We start from the raw sequence: 20,042 nt of genomic DNA, 5'->3' as shown, positions 1-20,042 counted from the left end.
ACTGAACGTCACCCATACGGCCTGCGCCTAGCACCCTACATCGGCACTCCCGTCGACCCCGTGGCGTATCCCCTCGCACACGGTCCGTGCGGGCCGTCCCGGTCCCGCCGAGCGGAAAGCACCAGTCCCCATGCCGACGGATCACCGCCCCCTACGGCAACGAGAACACCCGCCGTGTCCGGGCCAGGAGGGAGCACGCGGCGTCAGGACTTGGGGTCCTCCAGCTTGTCGGCAGTGGTGGCCGTGCTGTGCTCTTCAGCGTGTGCTGTGGCGAAAGTTTCGTGGTCTTCCACGACTTCGCCGTCCACGACATCCCCCTCCGGCACTCGGTGTGACGGGTCCGCCAGTGGCAGGCCGGCGAGGTGCTTCTTGAGCCTCTTGGCCATCGGAAGGTACGTCGAGAAAGTGAGCCCGCCGGACACGACGGCCCCGACGACGGGGATGGCCTTGGAGACGCTCTTCGCGAAGGACTGCTTGGTCATCTGGACACCGAGGTAAGCCGCGGACTTCTTCACGATCGGGTAGACGACACCCTTGGTGAGCGCCTTCTGGGGCAGCTTCTTCGCGACCTGCTTCGACATCATCCCGGCGACCTTGCCCACGGCGACGTTCGCCGACTGGGTACCGAACATCACGCCGAAGAACAGCGTGAGCACCCCCATCGTCGCGTCATCGACGCCCTCCCCCTCATCGTCGAACAGGTCGGGCCAGCTATAGAGGTAGGCGAGCTTCTGTGCGATGCGCAGCATGTGGCCGACGTACTGGGCCACGTCGGCGGGTACCGTGGCCGGAAGGGCGAGGATGCCGGGTATCCCGGCGGCGGCCGAGAGAGCGCTGACTTTGGCGGTTTCATAGCGGATGGAGTCGTTGGCGACCTTGTCGAGGAGGTCGACTGTGATGCCCGCGGCAGCGGGAGTCTCCTCTATCGCTCGTCGGATCTCATCCTCGGAGCAGTGGCGAGCCAGCGCACTTCGGAGGTAGGCCTCCCTATGGATCCGCACACCGGGGAGCTTCGCCGCCGCCAGCAGCACCGCGAAGAAACGCGACTCGGGGTTCTCGACCTCTTTACCCTGCTTCATGGCGGGAACCTACAGCACCTCCGAGCTGCGAGGATCAGCATGGATCAACTCCGTTGAGACCTCGTTATGAGGGTGACGGTGGCGTGAGGGCCGGCTCTCTGCGCAGTGCGGATGTCGCCGGGGCAGGCTACTGCGGGCGAGCAAGACGCCAAGTCTGCTGAAGGTATGCAGCAGAGAACGCAGGGCCCTTGAAAGGCACACGCCCGCTGGGGGCCCTGCGATCGGTGCCGTCTCTGTCAGAGGGCCGCGAACTCCACGAAGGCGGACCACGCCGTGGGTTCTACAGCAAGTGCCGCGCGGGTTGTGTCCTTCGAGTCGCGGACGTGGACCGTGGCGGGGCGAAGGGCGACCTCGATACATTCGCCGCCTTCCTCGCTGCTGTAGCTGCTCTTCCGCCACTCCAACTGGTCTATCTGCGGCTGATGTACGTGCGCGTTCATGGCTCTCCCAGCAACTTCTCTACGTACGCCAATGATTCACGAGGAGTTAGGGCCTGCGCCCGGATGATCCCGTACTTGACCTCCAACGCACGGACGCGGTCCCGCTCCGTCTGCAAGCGGCTGACGTTCTGTACCTCGGCGTACGCGATCCTCCGCCCTTCCTTCGTTTCGATCAAGGTGAAGGGACCAGCCATACCCGCGTTCTCCTCACGGTCAAGCGGCATCACCTGGATCTCGACGTTCCGGCGTTGCCCCATCAGGAGAACCTGCTCAAGCTGGCCACGCAGGATGCCTCGGCCTCCGATGGGACGCCTCAGCACTGCCTCATCCATGACGAAGCTGGCGAGCGGCGCGTCACGGCTGGACAAGATCTCCTGTCGAGCCATGCGAGCGCTCACCCGCTGTTCGATCAGCTCGTCGTGCATGGGCGGCCGCATCATCATGAAAATGGCCCGAGCATACTCCTCCGTCTGCAAGAGTCCGGGCACCGCCTGATTCGCGTACACATGCAGTTCGACGGCCTCCGACTCCAGTCGTGCCGCATCCCTGAAGAACGCTGGGTATTGCGCCCGAGCCACCTCCTCCTTGCTCGCACTCAACACCCCACCTGCCCTCAGCACTTCATCGGCCTGGTCGATGAACTTCGGCGGCGGAATACGTCTTGCCTGCTCGAACGACGCGATTGTCGAGGCCGAGTACCCGGTCAGCGATCCGAGCCCCGCGCGGTCCAGGCCCGCCCGCTCCCGGAAGAGCTTCAACTGCCGCCCGAACACGCACAGCATGCCCGTCCCGACCTCGTACTCCTCCGGCTGCTGAACCTCGTCGTCCACGCCACAGCTCCTCTCGTGCAACCGCCCAGTCAGCCAACCCGGGGGCCGGAAACCGGTTACGCCCAACACCACGTACAGGCGCACCAGCCGCGCGTACAGCGTGTACCCGTCAGCGCATCTCTCCTGGCCAACGCTACGCAGAGTCCGACACCGTTGACCCTATGAAGTCAGCAACTCCCCCGAACGGGCATATGCCGCAACACCTCGCACCCGAACGCGAGTTCACCATGCGCTTCACCTCAACGTCGCGCGGTGCCCGCCTCGCCCGCCGACTCGTCTCGCACCGCCTGAACGAACGGGGCCACCCCTACACGTCCCCAGTCAACGAGACGCTCACCCTCATCACGGCGGAACTCACCGCCAACGCCGTACGCCACGGCCACGTGCCCGGCCGAGACTTCCACGTCCAGCTCACCTTGGCGGAGGGCACCTTCCGCATCGAGGTGACCGACACCCTCACCGAGAAGCGGCCCCCGACCAGTCCCCCAGCGACCGACTCGCTTTCCGAGTCCGGCCGGGGCCTGCTTCTCGTCGCCGCCCTCGCGGACGACTGGGGCGTCACTCCTCGCCGGGCCGCCCCGGGCAAGACCGTGTGGGCGCAGCTGCACGCACGGACAAAGGGCCACCCGCATACGCAACGGGTGGCTCCTGAACCGACAGGTGTCGATCTACTTCTGGCTACTTCTTCGCTGCTGCGCGGCGGCCTCGGGTCGCGGCCGGAGGACGCCAGCCACGGAGATCGTCGTCCGTGAGTCCGTGCTCGCCCTGCTTCTGCTGACGGTAACCGGCGAAGAAGTCCGCCGGGGAGCCGCTGTAGAGCATGTCGAACTCGTTGTGCCACTGGTACAGCCACGGCTGGAGTTCCAGCAGGCCGGCGAGGAACGGGGTGATCTCCTCGGTGGACAGCGCGGTGTTGGTGAAGTACGTCGCCAGCGCCTGAGCCTGCTCCTTGTGGTCCCAGCCGGCCCAGCCGTACAGCTCGGGCGTGACTGCGTTGGTTTGTCCGTAGGAGATGAACCGCTCCTTGGGCACGTCCAGCTTGCCACGCGCCTTCCAGTAGGAGGGGCGCAGGAAGTCGGCTGGGGCATACTTCGGGGGCACGGGGATGGCGTCCCGGATCTTCCGCTTGGCCGGCTCGTCGGGGGCGGCGTCCTCCTTACGCTGGAGGTCCCAGACCTCCTCCCAGTCGGCGCGCTTCTTCAGCCCGGCGGGCTTGTAGCGCAGCGCGGAGAGGAACGGCACGTGCTCGTCGGTGATCAGCTCGGCGACGACCTTGGGCAGGTCCTTGCGGGGCGCGTAGAGCCTGGCCACGGAGACGAAGTCCTCGTCGCGGGAGAGGGCATCGGTGAGGCGGGCCAGGGTGAGGATGGCCGGCTGGCCGTTCTCGTCGAACCACAGGTCGCGGATCTCCATGCGGTCGAGCAGGCAAGAGCGGAGGGCCTTCTCCTGGAGGGCGTCCCAGCCCTCGGTGGCCCAGCGGCGCTTGTACTCGGGCCGCTCGACCATGCCGATGGCCCGGTTCGACTCGATGGCGTCGATCCGCTTCTGGACGACATCACGGTAGGCGGCGGGCCAGTCGGCAGGGATCTCCGTGATGGGATCGAACTGGTGGTTGTGGTGCTGGAACCACGAGGTGTTGACCTCGCCGCGTTCCCTCTTGCGAGCCAAGACGATGGCAAAGGCACGTTCAGCCGAGGCGATCACAGGGATGTCCGCAGCAGAAGCAGCGATCTCCCGGTCGAGGAGACCGTACAGGGCGTACACCTGCCAGTCTAGTTCTTCCTGAGTGGCAATCATCCGACCACGAATAGACTCCCATTTTTCTCGACCCTCACGCAGTGCCGCCGCTGTAGGGACAGCGTTCGACGCAATGGCAGAAGGGCTAGTAGCAACCAGCTCCTGAGCGAGATGGTCCATGGCGGAAGCAAGCGTTGTGGGGAACCCAGAGGGAATCGGGAATTCCTCCAGCTTGGTTCCGGTGAACTCGAATCGATGCTCCCAAGGTTCATCGGCTCCTGCGACGTCCGCGCCAGGTCGGCCCTTGTCGTGGCTGACCTGCCGAAGCCAGAATCCAGCAGTGGAGCTATTGAGCAGGCCGAGCAACCGCAGATGCTCCTCCTCGCTCGCACCCTCCCGCAGCTTGATCACCGGCGCGGAACGGTTGAAAACCTTCCCACCCCGATCCAGCACGAAGTGGTTATGCGTCGCTACGAACGCGAATGGGATGGCCCACTGGTGCGCCCCTTGGTCCTTGGGAAGCTGATGCCACTCCCACCAAGGTCGGCCATCCGTGAAGTACGTTCCGCCGGAGAATGTTGCGCGGTTTCCCAGTTCGGTCCGATACGGCCACAACCAACTGGCCAGGTTGGGAAAGGACTCCGGGCGGACCAGCTCACGTCGAGTGTCGTACGGGTGGAAGGCGTCGTCCCCGTCAGCGAATTGGAAGTCACGCACCTCGTCACCTACGACAAGGCGCCGGACGTATTCGGACTCGGCATCAACCCTTTTGAAGGTGCGCGGAACCGCGCTCATGGCATCGTCCGACCCCATGATTCCGTAGAACCCAATCCGGTGCAGATCGCGCTTCAGGACCGCCTGCCGGGCCGTGTTGATCTGGTCCAGCATCTCCTGGCCGCCATCAGCGAGAACCCACGGCTGCTTCGCGAAGTACTTCTCGCGGTCCAAGTGATCCACAGAGACCCACTGGCTCACCGAGCCAGGCTTGTCAATCTGCTCGACGATCGCAAGCCACACCAGGCCCTCCTCAGCTTTCTTCGGCGCGGACGGCTCACCCTGCACGCTGCGAACAGTCCGGATGACCGGCGAGCGCCCGTCCCCACCTCGCTGCCTGCCCACGAGAATGACCGTGGGTGTTCCATGCCCCGGAATGTAGGCGCCCGAGGTGTCGATGACCTCAGTGAGCTCCACCGCGTGCCCGAAGTACCCTTCGATGAGCTTCGCCCCGAACTCCCGCTTCATGAACGAGTTCGCGGTGATCTGGCCGACCATACCGTAGCCGCGTCCCTGGGCGTCGCCGCGCTTGGCCAGTTCGAAGAACCGCTGGGCGAACGGCACCGACAGCGCATACTTGCCGGCACACGCTGGGTACAGCTCCCGGTAAAGGACGTTGAGCTTCTTGTCCTTCACCGTGATGTAAGGCGGGTTTCCCACCACCACGTGATACCGCCCTGGCCGCAAGATATCCGGGTATTCGTGCACGTCCTCCGTGGCGTACTTGAAATCGGCCAGCTCGTCCGCGAGGCCCTCGTCCATCCCGCCGAACAGGTTGCCCTGCTGGGAACGGCGGGACTTGATGAGAGAGTCCCCGACTGCCAGGTTGATCGGCCACTCGTACTTGGCCGCCTCCTCCAGCGTCCGCACCCCGCTCGCCGCCATGGCCACCACCAGCAGCCGGAACCGGGCAATGGCCACCGCGAACGGGTTCACATCCACGCCGTGCACCGAGTCCAGCGCCTCCCGCACCCGCTCGTGCACATCGCGCCCCGGCTGACCCTCCGCCCACAGCCGCACCAACCGTCGAAACGCCCCCAGTACAAAGTGCCCCGACCCACACGTAGGGTCGATCATCTTCAGTTCCTCGTAACCGAACTCCCGCACCGCCGGATTCATCGTCCGGTCAAGGATGAACTCCTCCAAGAACTCCGGCGTCTGGAGCAGTGCGTACGTCTTCCGCGCAGCCTCACTCAGGTCCTGGTACAGGTCGCCCAGGAACCGCGTGTCCCAGCCCTCCGTGCCGTCCCCGTTCAGCGGGTCGGTGAAGTCGTGGACGAGAACTCCCGCCTCGTCGCGCTGGCGCCAGAACTCGACCAGCTCGCGCGCACCGTCGTGCGACAGCGGGATCTGGTACAGCGGGTTGTGCCGCTTGTCGAAGAGCAGGCGGCCGGCCTGGCCCTGGCCCAGTTCGTCGAACGCCTTCTCCAGCCAGCCGCGGTAGGTCGGGTTGTCGTCCGACTCCACGTACGCGTCGTACCGCGACTCCGCCAGCTCGCGCCGGTCCCCGTCCGGCCCCGTCAGGTACGGCTCAGGGATCAGCCGGTTGTCCTCGCAGAACCGTACGAAGACCGTGCCCAGTACCCACGCCACCGCGACCTGCGTGACCCGCTCGTCAAGCCACGAGTTCCACGTCGCCGCCGTACGCCCGAGCTTGCGCGCCTGGTCGTACTCGGCCCGCAGCCGCGCGCCGACCTCACCGAGGGCCTTCACCTGCTTGCCGAGGTCGGCCTCGACCGCCTTGACCTGCTGCTTCAGGTCGTCCAACAGGGCCTTGCGGTCGATCACTTCGCGTCTCCCTCGACACCACTTGCCACAACCTCGCCGGACCCGCGGTGGGCGTTGCCCACCCACGTGTCCGGGAGCTGGATCCACTCCCCCAGGCCGGCCTGGTACGGCACGGCCACCTGTCCGAGCCTCGGCTCGCGCGAGGGGTCGTTCTGCGGGACCAGGAGCCACAGCCCCCGCCCGCCCCGCCGGGCCGCCGACGCCAGCCGGTCCAGGACGCCCATCGCGTCGTACCGGGCGAACACCCCGGCCTCCGTCAGCAGGACCGGGCCCGCGCCACCGCCACCGTCGCCCAGCAGCTCGGCGATCCGGGGCTCGACCGAGCCCCAGGCCGTGCGCGCGTACTCCGCGAACCGCACCGCGCCCTTCGAGCCCGGCTCGGCAGCGTCCGCCTTGAGCAGGGTCTCCCAGGTCGGCTTGGTGCCCGGGGTGACCTGCCCGTGCAGGGCCTCCAGGAACAGCTCGGTCACCGACACCGCCCGCGCGCCCAGCCGTTCGGCGCCCAGTTCCCGTACCGCGTCCCGCACGAGCTGCTGCCGTACGGTCAGCACCCGGTACCCGTCCCGGCGGGCCGAGGCGAGGAGCCGTTCCTCCGCGCGGACCGCGCCCGCGAGCTGCGGGTCGTCCGCGTACCGCGTCACCGTGCCCGTGCGCGTCGACTGCCGCCACGCGCCCGTCGTGAGGTAGCTGGAGGCGTCCTCCACCCGCGTCGGCAGGTAGCGCAGCGTGCCCGTGTCCTCGCGCATGCTGAGCGACAGCTCGAAGCCCGCGTCGCGCAGCGCCTTGGTGAGCGGGCCGGCGGTCGGCAGTTCGTGGGTCGTGCCGCCGCGCCCGTCCGGGACGCCCAGCTCGGGGAAGCGGGCGCGGACCCGCTCGTGCACGTCCTCGCCGGTCAGGCCGGGCTGCCGGCCCTCCGGAACGCCCGGAATCCAGCGGACGAGCCCGGCCTGGGTGAGGCGCAGCGCGCGGACGAGCGACAGGTCGCGTGGGTAGATCTCCAGGCGCGGAGTGGCGGCGGCGTTCACGGACGCGGCGGCGGCCAGCTCGACCATGCGCCGCTCGTCCCAGTCGACGGCGCCGGGCGGGACCGTCAGCGCGCTCAGTTCGGCCAGGACGGTCGCGGCCGTCGGCAGGGTGTCCAGCTCGGCGAGCCGACCGCCCGTCTTGCCGAGGCGCATCGCGTAGTCGAGCAGGCCGGGTGCGGTCGGGGTGTCCGGGGCGTCGTTCTCGCGCACGTCGAGGGCGAGCAGGCCGGCGCCGAGCGACTCGTCGATCGCCTTGCGGTTCGGCTGGTGCTGGAACTCGGCCTCCTGCGGCACCAGTTGCTCGACCTCGACGACGGCCCGCACCGCCGCCAGGGCCATCGCGCGCCGCTGCTCGCGCCCGGCGAGGTGCGTGCCGCGCCGGACGGCGAGGGCGTCGGCGATCTCCACGGCGGAGGCGACGCGCCCCATGCTCGCCAGGAGGTCGATGATCTCGTCCCGCAGTGCCTGGACGGCGGGCTCGGCCTTCCAACGCTTGCGCTCGTCCTTGAGCATCTGCGGGATGCGGCCGTGGCTGAGGCCGAGCGCGTCGGCGACGTCCTTCTGCTTCGGCCAGACGCCGATGCCCGGCAGAACGCCGTGCTCGTCGGGCAGGCGCAGCAGCAGCCGCACCATCTCCGCCTTGTTGCGGTTGGAGCCGTTGTTGTTGACGGCCGGAACGAAGACGGTGGCGAGGGTGTCGAGGCTGACGGAGCGCAGGGTGCGGGCGGACAGAGCGCCCGCCGACTCGCCCGTCGCGAGCTGCCCGACGAGGGCCGACTCGGCGGCGGTGAGCTGCTCCAGCTCCTCCTTCGCCTCCGCCCGGCCCTTCGGCGTGAGCGGGGAGACAGGGGCCTCGCGCAGCCGCTCGCCCCATTCCCGCTGCCGCTGCTGGACCTCGTTGCGGGTCTTGGCGCCGAGGCCGGGAGCGTTGACGAGCTTGCGGCGGCTGTAGTCGAGGAGTTCGCCGACCGTCGTGATGCCCAGGCCGTAGAGGAAGGACTGGGCAGCGGGCGTGAGGCCGGAGACGGTCAGCGGGGTGTCGAGGACGGCCTCGGCGGCGAGGCGGTCGCGCTGCTGCTCGGCGGTTTCCGGCTCGGCGTCCGCGATCGCCACCGTGGCGGCGCCCTCGGCGGGTGCGGTCCCGTCGGCGGGGGCCGTGGGGCGGGTGCGGTGGCTGGAGGGGACGGTCTGCGACGCGTCGAGGAAGACCTTGCGCCAGGCGTCCCGCATCGGCTTCAGCTCAGGGAACCGCTGGCCCGCGTCGCGGTGCAGGGCCTTCTGGAAGAAGGCGACGAGCCCGTCCCGCACGGCAGGGTCGAAGGCCTCGGCCGCGATGGTCGGGTACGGCCACTCCTTCGGGTCGGTCATGCGCGGCAGGACGCTGCCGTCGCCCCACTTGGGCAGCTCGCCGGAGGCCATCTGGTGCAGGGTGACGGCGACGGCGTACCGCTCGGCGTGCGAGTCGTAGGAGCCGCGTGTGATGACGTCAACGAAGGGGTCGAGGTAGCCGTCGGTGCCCGCGTCGGTGTTCTTCGCCGGGTAGCCAGCCAGCGAGAAGTCGATGAGGACCAGCTCGCGGGTGCGGTTGGGGCGGATGCGGACGGCGATGTTGTCCGGCTTGATGTCCCGGTGCCAGACGCCCTCGCCCTCGAGGAAGTCGACGGCGCCGAAGAGGTAGTCGCCGTACGCCTCCAGCTGGTCGACCGGAAGGCGGCCGTGCTCGCGGAGTTGGCGGGCGACGGTCTCCTCGCGGCGGCGCGGCCGGTTCGCGCCCTCGGCACCCTGGCCGTCGTCGTCGCGCTCGTCGCCGACGTACTCCATCGCCAGGACAGTGCGGCCGGCGATGTGCAGCGGCTCGGGCTCGACGAGGCGGATGATGCCGGAGTGGGGGCGCAGGCGGCCCATGGCCTCGGCCTCGCGGACGAGGATCTCGCCGCGACTGTCGGAGAGGCCGACCTTCAGCACGGCCAGCGGGCGGGTCTTCCGCGTCTCCGCCTCCAGATCGCGGACGAGGAAGGCGCGGCTGGTGGAGCCGGTGCCGAGACGGCGGCGGATCTCCCAGCGGCCGGCGAGCACGTCGCCGGCGACGGCCTCCAGCGGATCCTTGTCGGCGGCCTCCCCGGTCTCCTCCTCGGTGTGCCCGTCGAGGGCCGTCGCGGGGGCGGTGAGGGAGTCCTCGACGACCTCCAGCAGCTCCAGGAACTCGTCGACACTGGAGAGGCGCTGTCCGGGGCGGTAGGCGGTGGCGGCCTGCACCAGCTCGTCCACGTCCTCGGAGAGGCCGTCCACCAGGGAGCTGGGGCGCAGGCCCTCCCCCGCCTCAAGGCGGGCCAGCAGCTCGGCCTGGCTGGCGGCCGGGGCCTTGCCGGTGACCAGCAGGTAGGTAAGAACGCCGAGCCCGTACACGTCGAGGTAGACCGGGTCAGGGCTGAGGGCGGTGAGTTCCGGCGCGAGGTAGGCGTCGGCGTCGTCGGACAGGTGCATGGCGGACAGCGCGGTCGGCGCGAACCGGGTCATGCCCTGGCCCTGCGAGGAGTCGCCGCTGCGCTGGGTTGCGATCTGCCAGTCGGAGATCTGCAGCTGCGGGGTGAGCCAGGCGGCCTCCTCCCCGACGGCCTGCCCCTTCCGGCCGCGCGGCCGGGGGACGACGTGGACGGAGCGGGCGGCGAGCGCGCGGTGGTGGATGCGGCTGGCGTGCGCGGAGCGCATCGTCTCGGCGAGCTGGCGCACCAGCGCCATCCGGCCGAGGATGTCCAGCTTCTCGCCGTACTGGACGAGGTACTCGTCGAGCTTCAGGGTGTCCGGGTGGTAGTCGAAGATCAGCGCGGGGCCGGCGGCGTGCCCGGAGGGGAAGTACTGCTTGAGCTGGACGACACCCGGGTGCTTGAACCTGCCCAGCACCGCGGCCTCGCGCCGGGCGGCGTTCTCGACGGACTGGCGCAGGGAGGCGTCGGAGCCGCGCTCGCTGAGGTAGATCCGCACGCGCGCGGCCTCGGGCAGGTCGCTGTGGTCGGCGAGGTAGTCGGCCCAGGTGGGTCCGGAGTCGAAGGCCTTCCGCTTCAGCTCGTACGGGCCGACCTTGTACTGCGCGTCGCTCTTGCGGATGCCGATGCTTTGCAAGGCCGCCGCGACTTCCCGCGAGCCGATCGCCGTGATGCGGCGCCGCTCGTCGCGTGCGGGCTGCTTGAGCATCTCGATCAGCTCGTCGACGGTATAGACGCCGTTCTGGTCGTGGGCGGGCAGGCGGACCCGGAGGCTGTTGTCGGTAAAGCAGACGGCCTCGGCGACCCAGACCCGCTTGGCGCCGGTCTGGGCGAGCAGGCCGGCCAGCTCCTTGGCCTTGCGGTTGACCAGATGCAGCGGGTTGCCGTGGGTACGGCGGTAACCGCCGGGGGTGGTCTGGACCCAGGTGCCGTTCTCGGAGGTGACCGAGCCGTGCCAGTCCTTCAGCTCGATCATGCAGAGGCCTCCGGGGGCGACGACCAGCAGGTCGACCTCGCGGACATGGCCGGTGTTCGCGGTGAAGGTGAAGTTGGACCAGGCCCGCCAAGGGTCGCCATCCGGCAGCTTCTCCCTGATCGTCTCCAGGCCCCGGCGTTCGTGCTCGAACTCGGACTCGGTGACCGTGACCCACCGGCCTTCCCGCATGCCTGTTCCCCGCTCTTCGTTCGCCTCAAGGGCCGCCGTTCCCCATGGTCAGACCCTCGCTGCGCATCCTAGTGGTTGCATGCCACATGAGAAGAGGCGGTGAAGGACGGGACTATAGGACATTCGACCCACCTTGGCGAAATGCCGGTTTTCTTCAGGTATTGGAGACTTGAGGCATTAGGGCATTTGTTGGCACACGGGGGGGAGGGCTCGGTCTCGGCGAGGAGAGACAGACCTGAAGCACATGGTGACACAGCACGCCTGTACTGCTGCATCTCGCTAGCAGCAGGCAGAACGGTGCCGGTTCGGTACGGACCGACGATTGTCATACCGTCCTACTAACCTCCTCGGCATGGGACTTGGAAATCTGACTCGTGCAGGCGTGCTGGCCGCGGTCGCCGAGTGTCAGCAGCTGGGGCGCGAAACGTTTCGTCGCCAGTACGGCTTCGGCCGGGCAACGACGTACGAGTTGCTCGTGGACGGCAGCCGCTTCGACTCGAAGGCCATCGCAGGGGTAGCGCACCTGTACTCGGTCGGCATCCTGATGTCGGCCGAGGACTTCAGCGGTGGCGCGCGTACGGTCGCCCACCGTCTGCGTGCGCTTGGCTTCACCGTGGAAGACGGGAGCGCCGTTACGGACGGTCGGCAAGGAGAGCCACAAGTGGTTCTCCAACCCCGCGGTGGCGCCCGGGATCGCGGACCGCAGAACTTCGCCAAGTCTGTACGACGAGGTGTACCGATCGCAGACATCGAAGACGCGCTCGGCGAGCAGGCGCACGTGCTCGCGGCGTTGTACCCGGACGGGATCGCTCGGCTGTGGGGGTCCACGCCCACCACGCAGGTCAACAACGAGAAGGCGAAGGCTCTGCGTAACCGCCGAGTCGGGGATGACGTGCTCTTCTACGCGGAGAACCACTTCATCGCCCGCGCCCGCATCCTCCACCTGTTCGACAGCCTGCCCGTGGCACGAGAAGTCTGGGGTACGGACGAGGACAGCGCCACGTGGGAGCACATCATGGCCCTGGGGGAGGTCGAGGAGTTCACCACGCCGCTTCTCGCCGCCCCCGTACTGGCGCGCCTGAACGTTCCTGCACCGCTGCGCAGCCTCACCCTCCGGTCGGATGAGGACTACCGCCGTACTGCCGAACTCCTCCCCGGAAGGCGCAGGAACACTTCTTCCGAGCCGCCGCATCCGCTTCCAGCCGTGTCCGCCCCGCTGACTGCCAAAGACCTGCTGGACCGAATCGGCTCACTCCACACTCATCGCCGCCCGGGCAGCGATTCTCCCAGTCGTCACCAACCGTTGTCTCTGCTGTGGGCGATCTCCCGAATCACGGCAGGGAAGCCGCGCCTGGCGCCGTGGTCATCCTTCCGCTCGGAAGTCGGTCAGCTCCTGGCCGATTTCGGCCTGCCGGATTCCAAGGTCACTCCTGAGTACCCCTTCTGGCACTTGCAGGGCAGTGGGCTCTGGGAGGTGCACGGCGCCCCGAGCGACGCCGGCCCCATGCCGCAGGTGGGGACCTTCAACACGGTGCAACCTGTCGCGGGCCTCACTCGGGCGAGCGCTGAACTACTGCAGAACCCGCTGACTCGCTTGGAAGCCGTGGTCAAGCTCTGCAGTACCTACCTCGACCATGTCGATCAGCGGGCGCTGCTCGGCCGGGTGGGGCTCGCGGGATACGCCACAGCCGACGGCCTGGTCGATGGTGACGAGGACATCACTGTTCCCGAGACCGACCACGAGGAGCGGGCAACCGGCCCGGCGACCCGCCGGGAAGCCACTGTGTCCCGCCTGGTTCGCGATGCTGCGCTCGCCAACCGCGTCAAGGAATTGCACGGCCATGCCTGCCAGGTGTGCGACACCCGCCTGCAGTACAAACGCAGGCCCTACAGCGAGGCCGCTCACATTCGTGGTCTGGGCTCTCCTCATGACGGTCCGGACGAATTGCAGAACCTGCTCTGTCTGTGTCCCAACCACCACGTTCTGTTCGACGGCCTCGAGATCTACGTGGACGTCGACGGCATCGTGAAGCAGACCCACGGGAGCGCCCCCTTGGGACGCCTGCGTCGACACGACGACCACCAGATCGATGAGGCGTACCTGCGCTACCACCGCACTCTGTGCGAACTCGACATGCTGACGAAGAAGTAACGGCTCAGGTACCACGCCGCCGATCGGCACCCTTGGATCTCAGATCACACGGGTGACGATCGGACCGGTGGTTCTTCCGGGCCCGTCCCCCGACCTCAATCCGTGCGGGCACATGGACATCGCACGTGTCGGGTCAAGCCGACGGCACTGCTTCCCGTACGCCCCCACCCGTCAGCTCCCGCAGCTTCTGCCGCGTCTCCGGGTCAGTCGAGTAGACGACGGTGCCGACCATGCCGCGCGTCAACAGCACTTTGTAGGTGTTGCGGATCAGCCGGTCGACGTCGTCGTCCGGAGTCGACTTCTTGAAGATCGTGTCCTTCGACGCCATGCGGTCGGTGACCCATCGGCCGCCGCGCCAGAGCAGGTCGGGGCCGATGATGACGCCGGACCAGTCGTACTCGAAGCCCTGGGCGGTGTAGACGCAGCCGACCTGACCGAAGCCGGCCGGGTCGGTGGCCCACAGGGCGGCCGGGGGCGCACCGGAGACGGAACGGTCACCGCGCAGGTTCCAGGGACGCGCCCAGTCACCGATGACTACGTCGGGCGGGAGCGGCTCTCCGGGCTTGGGTTCCGGTGACCAGCGCCAGCAGTAGCCGGCGGACATGCGGGCGCCGTAGCCCTGGGAGCGGCGGGCTTCCAGGAACTCCTCCATCTCCTGCGGGCTGTCGGCGACCAGCAGCTGCATGCGGCCGTCGGGTTCCCAGACGACCGGACCGCCGGTCTCGAGGCCCAGGAGCCGGACCACCCAGCGCAGATAGGAGTCACTGCCGCCGCAGCGGAACTGACTGTCCAGCGGAACGACGTGGCAGGGGATGCCCCGCTTCCCAGCCGCCTCCTTGATGTCGGCCACGGTGCCCATCTCGCCGGGGCGGACTACCTGATGTTCGTCAAGGAAGAAGACCGGGACGTAGGCAACGTCGATGAGTTCGTCGATCTGAGCCCGGCCGGTCCGCAGGGCGGCGCGCGTGTAGCGGTTGGCCGAGGTCTCCCGGATGCGGTGCGCCTCGTCGCAGATCAGAGCGCCCAGACTGTTCTTCTCGGCCGTCATGAAGCTGTTGAAGTACTTGAAGAGGTCCTGAACTTCCCGTTTGCGAGCCCCGGCGATCTTCCGCATCGTCTTGGTGAAGGACTGGGAGCCGGTGGCGTGCAGTGCAGGCACGCCGCGTCGGTAGAGCTCGCCGAGCAGCTGGAGAGCGATGACGCTCTTGCCGGTTCCGGGCCCGCCCGTGACGATGACGACTTCCTTGCGGTCGGCGTTCTTCGCCTTCTGCACCGCGTTGAGCACCATGCGGTACGCGACCTGCTGCTGGTCGAGAAGCACGAACTGCGTGCGCTCACGCACCTCTTCCGCTGCCACGGACATGAGCTGCTTCGAGGGCACTGCGACACCGTCACACAGCTCGTCCGCCGCCCGGGCGCCCGGGTGCTTGTCGCTGAGCCGAGCGCGAAGATGGTCCATGAAAGCGCCACGGCGTTCCCCGGTGAAGAGCAGGCCGTGTCCGTCCCGCTCGATCTCCCGCAGTCCCGCGACTCCGAACTCGGTGGCGTTGTGCAGGAAAGCCACCCCACTGACCCTGTGCCCGTGCTCCGCGACGGCACCATTGAAGTTGACCAGGTACTCGCAGTACCGACGTACCTGCTCAATAGGGTTGAGGACGGGGTGGGCGTAAGCGTCCACATGACACAGGGTGGGGTCGTCCTCGTTCGGGAGTGCCTGGCTCCACTGCTTCAGTTCCACGATGACATACGACGGTTCACCCGTGTCCGGATGCACTCCGGCGAGTACGACGTCTGCGCGCTTGCTGTTGAGCGGAAGCGCATACTCGAGCATTACCTCGACGTCACCGAGACCCGCGTCGTTGAGGACCGCTGTCAGCGCGGGGATGCTCCGCTCCCAGGAGCGGACCTCCGCGGCACTGGGCCGGTAACCATGCATGTAGGCGAATTGCTCAGTGAGATGGAGGTAGAGCGAGCTGTCGAGCGCCCTCGCGGCGATCGACTTGGCGGACTCGCGGAACAGCAAGGACTTCCCCCAGGCAGCACGAAGTGACTCGTGCGGGTGGGGGCATGTCCTTCGAGACTCCACCAGGGTGGAGCGGAAGCCCGTCGGGCCGCGTTGACGATGGGTCCGAGACTACCCGCCGCCCCGGCCATTACGTAGGCGGCCTGCGTCCAAACCGGAGCCAGGTGTCAGGACGCCCGCTCGGCGGCTGGCTGGGCTCCGGTGTAAGGCTGGAACGCGGCACTTCGAGCCTGTTCTGGTAGGCGCGCGGCACGACCGGACGTGGCGCTTCTTGCCACGGATCGTGGCGGCGGGCCGCAGGGGACGACCGTGCGCCGTTGCCTGTACGGCAAACTCCCGCACAGGCACCGCGCTCTCGGTGACCCGCCCGGTGCTGGGCGGGGCTGTCCAGGGGTCCTGCCCGCGTCTCACACCGGAAGCGCGTGCAGCTCCTTCCCGTGCAGGGCGAAGACTCGCTTGCCGTCGGTTGCCACCAGCCAGGCGTGGTAGTCGCCCGTCTTGTCGTTGAACGTCCAGCGCACCGCGCCGGTCCCCGCGTCCATGGCGATGATGCCGCCCTGCTTGTCCAGGTCCGTGGCGCCGTAGAGGGTGTCGCCCGCCTTGACGTACTGCCGCGGCACCTGGAGGCCCGCGTCCGCGAGGGCCTCGGACTTCCAGAGCTGCTTGCCGGTGCGCGGGTCCACGGCCCGCATCGCCCTGGCGCTGTCGGCGACGTAGAGGACGTCCTCCAGTACCGCCGGTTCCCTGAAGAGCGCCCCGTCCGACGCTTCCAGGGTCCACTTCTCCTTGCCGTCGGCCAGGTTGAACGCCTGGAGGGCGTTCCCCTGGGGGACGATGACCAGGTTCTGGTGGACGGTGAAGAAGCCGTAGTTCGTCTTGGTCGTCTTGTGCGTCCACACCTGCCCGCCGCTCGCGGTGTCGCGCACGGTGAGGTTCTTCTTGAAGTCGGTGTAGACGAGGTGTCGGCCCTGGACGGCTGCGTGGATGCCGTTCTGCTCGGTGCCGACATCGCGCTGTTCCTTCCAGGCAACCCTGCCCGTGGTGCTGTTGAGCGCGGCGATGACGTTGGTCTTGGACGAGCCGTCGTCCTCGAGGATCTCGGCGATGACGTACACCTGCTCGCCGTCCACCGCGATCGGCCGCGGCTGCCGGTACTCCTTGCCCAGTCGGCTGCGCCAGGTCTCCTTGCCGGAGGCCGGGTCGTAGCCGATGACGGAGCCGTCGTACTCGCTGCTGGCCAGATACAGGGTGTCCTCGCTGAGCAGCAGGGGTGCGCCGGGGACCGCACCGCCCGGTAGGGACCACTTCTGCTCGCCGGTCGCGGCGTCGAGGGCGGCCAGTGGACTGCCGCTGGCGATGACGACGCCGCCCGCGGCCACCAGCTCGTCGTTGTCGCCGTAGGTCTCGGCCGAGGTCGGCTTGGTCCAGAGCGGTTCGGGAGCCTGCCCCTTCCCGTTCCCGTTCGCGTTCCCATTCCCGTCGGTGCCGGCGCCGGTCTCCTTGCCACCGTCACCGCCGGCGTTTCCCGGCTCCTCGACGTCCACGGCGTCCTCGTCGCAGCCGACCGTACCGGCGGTCAGCGCCGCCAGGGCCAGACCGCCGCCGGCCAACCGCAGTACACGTCGCCGGGAGGAGAAACCGGACTCCTCAGGTGTTCTGCCGTCCGACGTGACGTCTCGCATGGTCATGTGCCGTACCCCCGTGATCGGTCAGTGCAGGAATCCCGCCAGGAAGGCCCACGCCGTACCGAACACACGGACGTACGCCTCTGCGACCAGGAACGTTAGCCGGGCTCCCCCGTGCGCTCACACCGTCAGGTCCCAACCGCGACACCACCGTGAAGCAATCGAGACAACTCGTCGCCGATCAACTCACGACGGTGTCGCGGGCGGTCGTCCCGCATGGGCTCGGGCTTCCTCAGCCTTCCTCGGCAGCCGGATCGAGGGCCTTTCCCAGAAGGTCCACCAGCCGGCGCAGCTCGTCCTCCCCCAGCCTTGCGAACGGGGTCAGCGCCAGGGTGGCCTCGATGACCGCCGAGCGCACGCGGCGTCCGTGTTCCGTCAGGGCCACGACGCGTGAGCGGCGGTCCGCGGGGTCGGGGGAGCGTTCGACGAGGCCGCGGTCGGTGAGTTGGTTCATGACGAAGCTGAGGTTGGGCGCGTTGCAGTACAGGCGGCCGGCCAGGGTCTTCATCGAGGGCGGTGCCTGGTCCGGGTCGATGGCCCAGAGGGCCTGGGCGGTCGCATGGGTCAGGCCGTGCTCCGCCAGGACTGCCTCGATCCGGTCGCTGGTCTGCATGAACAGCTCGTGGTTCGCCGCCACCGCCGCCTCGAGGGTGCTTCGCGTCATGGATGCATCGTACGCCTATTTACTTCGAGGCTCGAAGTGTATGTTGGAGTCAATTGGTTCGAGACTCGAAGTATCTATCCCGATCCTTCGCGGGCCCTCCATGCCTTCTTCCAGTCGCACAGGAAGCACTCACCCATGCACGCATACACGAACACCACCGCCCTGGTCACCGGCGCTTCGAAGGGGATCGGCGAGGCGTACGCACGTGAACTCGCCTCTCGGGGCGCGCACTTGGTCCTGGTCGCCCGCTCGGCCGACGCGCTGCACGCCCTCGCCGACGAGATCCGGAGCACGCATGCCGTCCGCGTCGACGTGATCGCCGCGGACCTGTCGGACCGGCAGGCGCCGCAGCGGGTCGTCGATGCCCTCGACGGACTCGGTCTGGACGTGGATCTCCTGGTCAACAACGCCGGGATGGGGGCCGTGGGGCCCTTCTTCAGCCGTCCCCTCACACCCAACCTGCAGTCCGTCGACGTGAACGTCACCGCGCTGGTCGGGCTGGTCCACCTCCTGGGCGCCCGCATGGTCGAGCGCGGCCGCGGTGGCATCGTCAACATCGCCTCCACCGCCGCCTTCCAGCCCATGCCGTACCAGGCGAGCTACGCCGCGACCAAGGCGTTCGTGCTCTCGTTCACCGAGGCGGTCGCCGAGGAGGTGCGCGGCACCGGTGTCCGGGTGATGGCGGCCCACCCGGGAGCCACCGCCACCGGGTTCTTCGACCGTACGACCGCGTCCATGGATCCCAAGTTCACGGACGACCCCGCCGACGTGGCCGCCAGGACGCTCGACGACTTCGCCCGGGGCCGGGCCGTCTCCTTCCCCGGGCGTGCGTCCCAGCGCGCCGGTGTCTGGGCCTCGCGAGTGCTTCCCCGCACCACGGTCACGCGCCTCACGGGCGTGCTCAACCGCCGGCTGGGATTCCACCAGGTCGGCGATCTCGACCCTGCTGCCGCGCGGGAGCACTGATGACCCTGCTGAGCGAGCCGCTGCGGCTGCGCAGCGGTGCCGTGCTGCCCAACAGGATCGCGAAGGCGGCGATGGAGGAGTTGCTGGCCGAGCCGGGGCAACTGCCCGGTGACGCGCTCACCACGCTCTACCGCCGCCTGGCGGCGGGCGGCGCCGGGCTCCTGATCACCGGCCACGTCATGATCGACCGGAGGGCGGTCGCCCAGCCCGGCGACGTCGTGCTGGAGGAGGACACACCACTGGCCCCCTTTCGGGACTGGGCGGCGGCCGGGCAGAGCGCAGGTGGGCAGGTCTGGATGCAGATCAACCACCCCGGGCGCGTCGTCCCCAAGGACCTCGCCCGCACCACCTGGGCGCCGTCCGCGGTGCCGATCGATGTCGGGGGACTGTCCGGCATGTACCCGACTCCCCGTGCCATGACCGCCCTGGAGATCGACGAGACCGTGGAACGGTTCGCCGTGACCGCGCGGCGGGCGCGGGAGGCCGGCTTCGACGGAGTCGAGATCCACGCCGCGCACGGCTACCTCCTCTCCCAGTTCCTCTCGCCCTTGGTGAACCGGCGCGACGACCGCTGGGGCGGCAGCCTCCCCAACCGCGCCCGTCTGCTGCTCGATGTCGTGGCCGCGGTCCGTGAGCGGGCCGGTACGGGCTTCGCGGTCGCGGTCAAACTGAACTCGGCCGACTTCCAGCGCGGCGGCTTCGACAGCGACGACGCGCGGGACGTGATCAAGATGCTCGCCGACGTGGGAACTGACCTGGTCGAGGTGTCCGGCGGCAGCATCGAGAGCCTGGCCACCGCCGGCTTTCCGGCGGACGGCCGCACCCTTGCCCGCGAGGCGTACTTCCTCGCACTCGCCGAACAGCTCCTCGCCACCTCTCCGCTGCCCCTGATGCTGACCGGTGGCATCCGGCGCCGTGCGGTCGCCCAGCAGGTGATCGACTCCGGGGTGGAGGTGGCGGGGGTGGCCACGGCGCTGGCGATCGACCCCGCCCTGCCCGGGCAGTGGCTCGCCGGCCGGGACGCCCGGGCCGAACCGCCCCGCACCCGGCTGCGGAACAAGACGCTGGCCGCCGCGGCCGTCCAGGCCCTCACCTCACGCCGACTCGCCCGCCTGGGCCGGGGCAAGTCGTCCAGGCCGCCCTACTCCCCCGCCGTCGCCCTGGTCCTCGAACGTCTCGTCCGCGGTCGGCGGCGACGCGGCTATCTCGAGTGGCGTCGGCCCGACTGAGG

12 protein-coding genes are annotated in these 20,042 nt (G+C 68.6%); 4 read left to right on the top strand and 8 right to left on the bottom strand.

The genetic code is table 11. The features are described from left to right. Positions 1–203: 203 nt before the first annotated feature. The 3 genes from IE258_RS18975 to IE258_RS18965 form a co-directional block, all read right to left on the bottom strand. Entirely contained in the window at positions 204–1,079 is an 876-nt protein-coding gene (locus IE258_RS18975; RefSeq protein WP_189744977.1) for a hypothetical protein, read from the bottom strand. A gap of 236 nt (positions 1,080–1,315) precedes the next feature. Further along, positions 1,316–1,519, bottom strand: coding sequence for a DUF397 domain-containing protein (locus tag IE258_RS18970; protein ID WP_189744975.1), 204 nt, complete (start codon positions 1,517–1,519; stop codon positions 1,316–1,318). Next, entirely contained in the window at positions 1,516–2,349 is an 834-nt protein-coding gene (locus IE258_RS18965) for a helix-turn-helix domain-containing protein (protein WP_189744973.1), read from the bottom strand. The genes IE258_RS18970 and IE258_RS18965 overlap by 4 nt, the downstream gene beginning before the upstream one ends. Before the next feature lie 191 nt (positions 2,350–2,540). On the opposite strand from IE258_RS18965, the gene IE258_RS18960 reads away from it, so the two are divergent. After that, entirely contained in the window at positions 2,541–3,101 is a 561-nt protein-coding gene (locus tag IE258_RS18960; RefSeq protein WP_189744971.1) for an ATP-binding protein, read from the top strand. Here IE258_RS18960 and pglX read toward each other — a convergent pair. Both pglX and pglW read right to left on the bottom strand, forming a co-directional pair. After that, entirely contained in the window at positions 3,028–6,648 is a 3,621-nt protein-coding gene (gene pglX, locus IE258_RS18955; RefSeq protein WP_189744969.1) for a BREX-2 system adenine-specific DNA-methyltransferase PglX, read from the bottom strand. The genes IE258_RS18960 and pglX overlap by 74 nt on opposite strands. Beyond that, the gene (pglW, locus tag IE258_RS18950) at positions 6,645–11,321 is read right to left on the bottom strand and encodes a BREX system serine/threonine kinase PglW (protein ID WP_189744967.1); all 4,677 of its coding nucleotides are present in this window, start codon (positions 11,319–11,321) and stop codon (positions 6,645–6,647) included. Before pglW ends, pglX begins: the two co-directional genes overlap by 4 nt. A 352-nt stretch (positions 11,322–11,673) precedes the next feature. Between pglW and IE258_RS41245 the strand changes: the two genes are divergently transcribed. Beyond that, positions 11,674–13,473, top strand: coding sequence for an HNH endonuclease (locus IE258_RS41245; protein WP_229892201.1), 1,800 nt, complete (start codon positions 11,674–11,676; stop codon positions 13,471–13,473). Between the two features lie 133 nt (positions 13,474–13,606). On the opposite strand, the gene IE258_RS18940 is transcribed toward IE258_RS41245, so the two are convergent. From IE258_RS18940 to IE258_RS18930, 3 genes are all read right to left on the bottom strand, one after another. Next, complete coding sequence (locus tag IE258_RS18940) at positions 13,607–15,496, bottom strand: DUF2075 domain-containing protein (protein ID WP_189744965.1); 1,890 nt, start codon at positions 15,494–15,496, stop codon at positions 13,607–13,609. Between the two features lie 407 nt (positions 15,497–15,903). Continuing rightward, positions 15,904–17,184 carry a PQQ-binding-like beta-propeller repeat protein gene (locus IE258_RS18935; RefSeq protein ID WP_189744963.1) on the bottom strand — a complete coding sequence of 427 codons (1,281 nt, stop codon included), beginning with the start codon at positions 17,182–17,184 and terminating at the stop codon, positions 15,904–15,906. Positions 17,185–17,413: 229 nt separating this feature from the next. Continuing rightward, positions 17,414–17,845, bottom strand: coding sequence for a MarR family winged helix-turn-helix transcriptional regulator (locus tag IE258_RS18930; protein ID WP_189744961.1), 432 nt, complete (start codon positions 17,843–17,845; stop codon positions 17,414–17,416). Positions 17,846–17,980: 135 nt separating this feature from the next. Here IE258_RS18930 and IE258_RS18925 point away from each other — a divergent pair, with 135 nt between their 5' ends. Both IE258_RS18925 and IE258_RS18920 read left to right on the top strand, forming a co-directional pair. Then, positions 17,981–18,811 (top strand): SDR family NAD(P)-dependent oxidoreductase, encoded by an 831-nt coding sequence (locus tag IE258_RS18925; protein ID WP_189744959.1) that lies wholly within the window; start codon positions 17,981–17,983, stop codon positions 18,809–18,811. Beyond that, positions 18,811–20,040 carry an NADH:flavin oxidoreductase/NADH oxidase family protein gene (locus IE258_RS18920; RefSeq protein ID WP_189744957.1) on the top strand — a complete coding sequence of 410 codons (1,230 nt, stop codon included), beginning with the start codon at positions 18,811–18,813 and terminating at the stop codon, positions 20,038–20,040. Before IE258_RS18925 ends, IE258_RS18920 begins: the two co-directional genes overlap by 1 nt. The last annotated feature ends 2 nt before the right edge of the window (positions 20,041–20,042 follow it).

The sequence above is a fragment of the Streptomyces tendae genome, from assembly GCF_014650435.1.
GTDB classification, from domain to species: domain Bacteria; phylum Actinomycetota; class Actinomycetes; order Streptomycetales; family Streptomycetaceae; genus Streptomyces; species Streptomyces tendae.
This window is presented reverse-complemented; position numbering and strand designations above follow the sequence as displayed.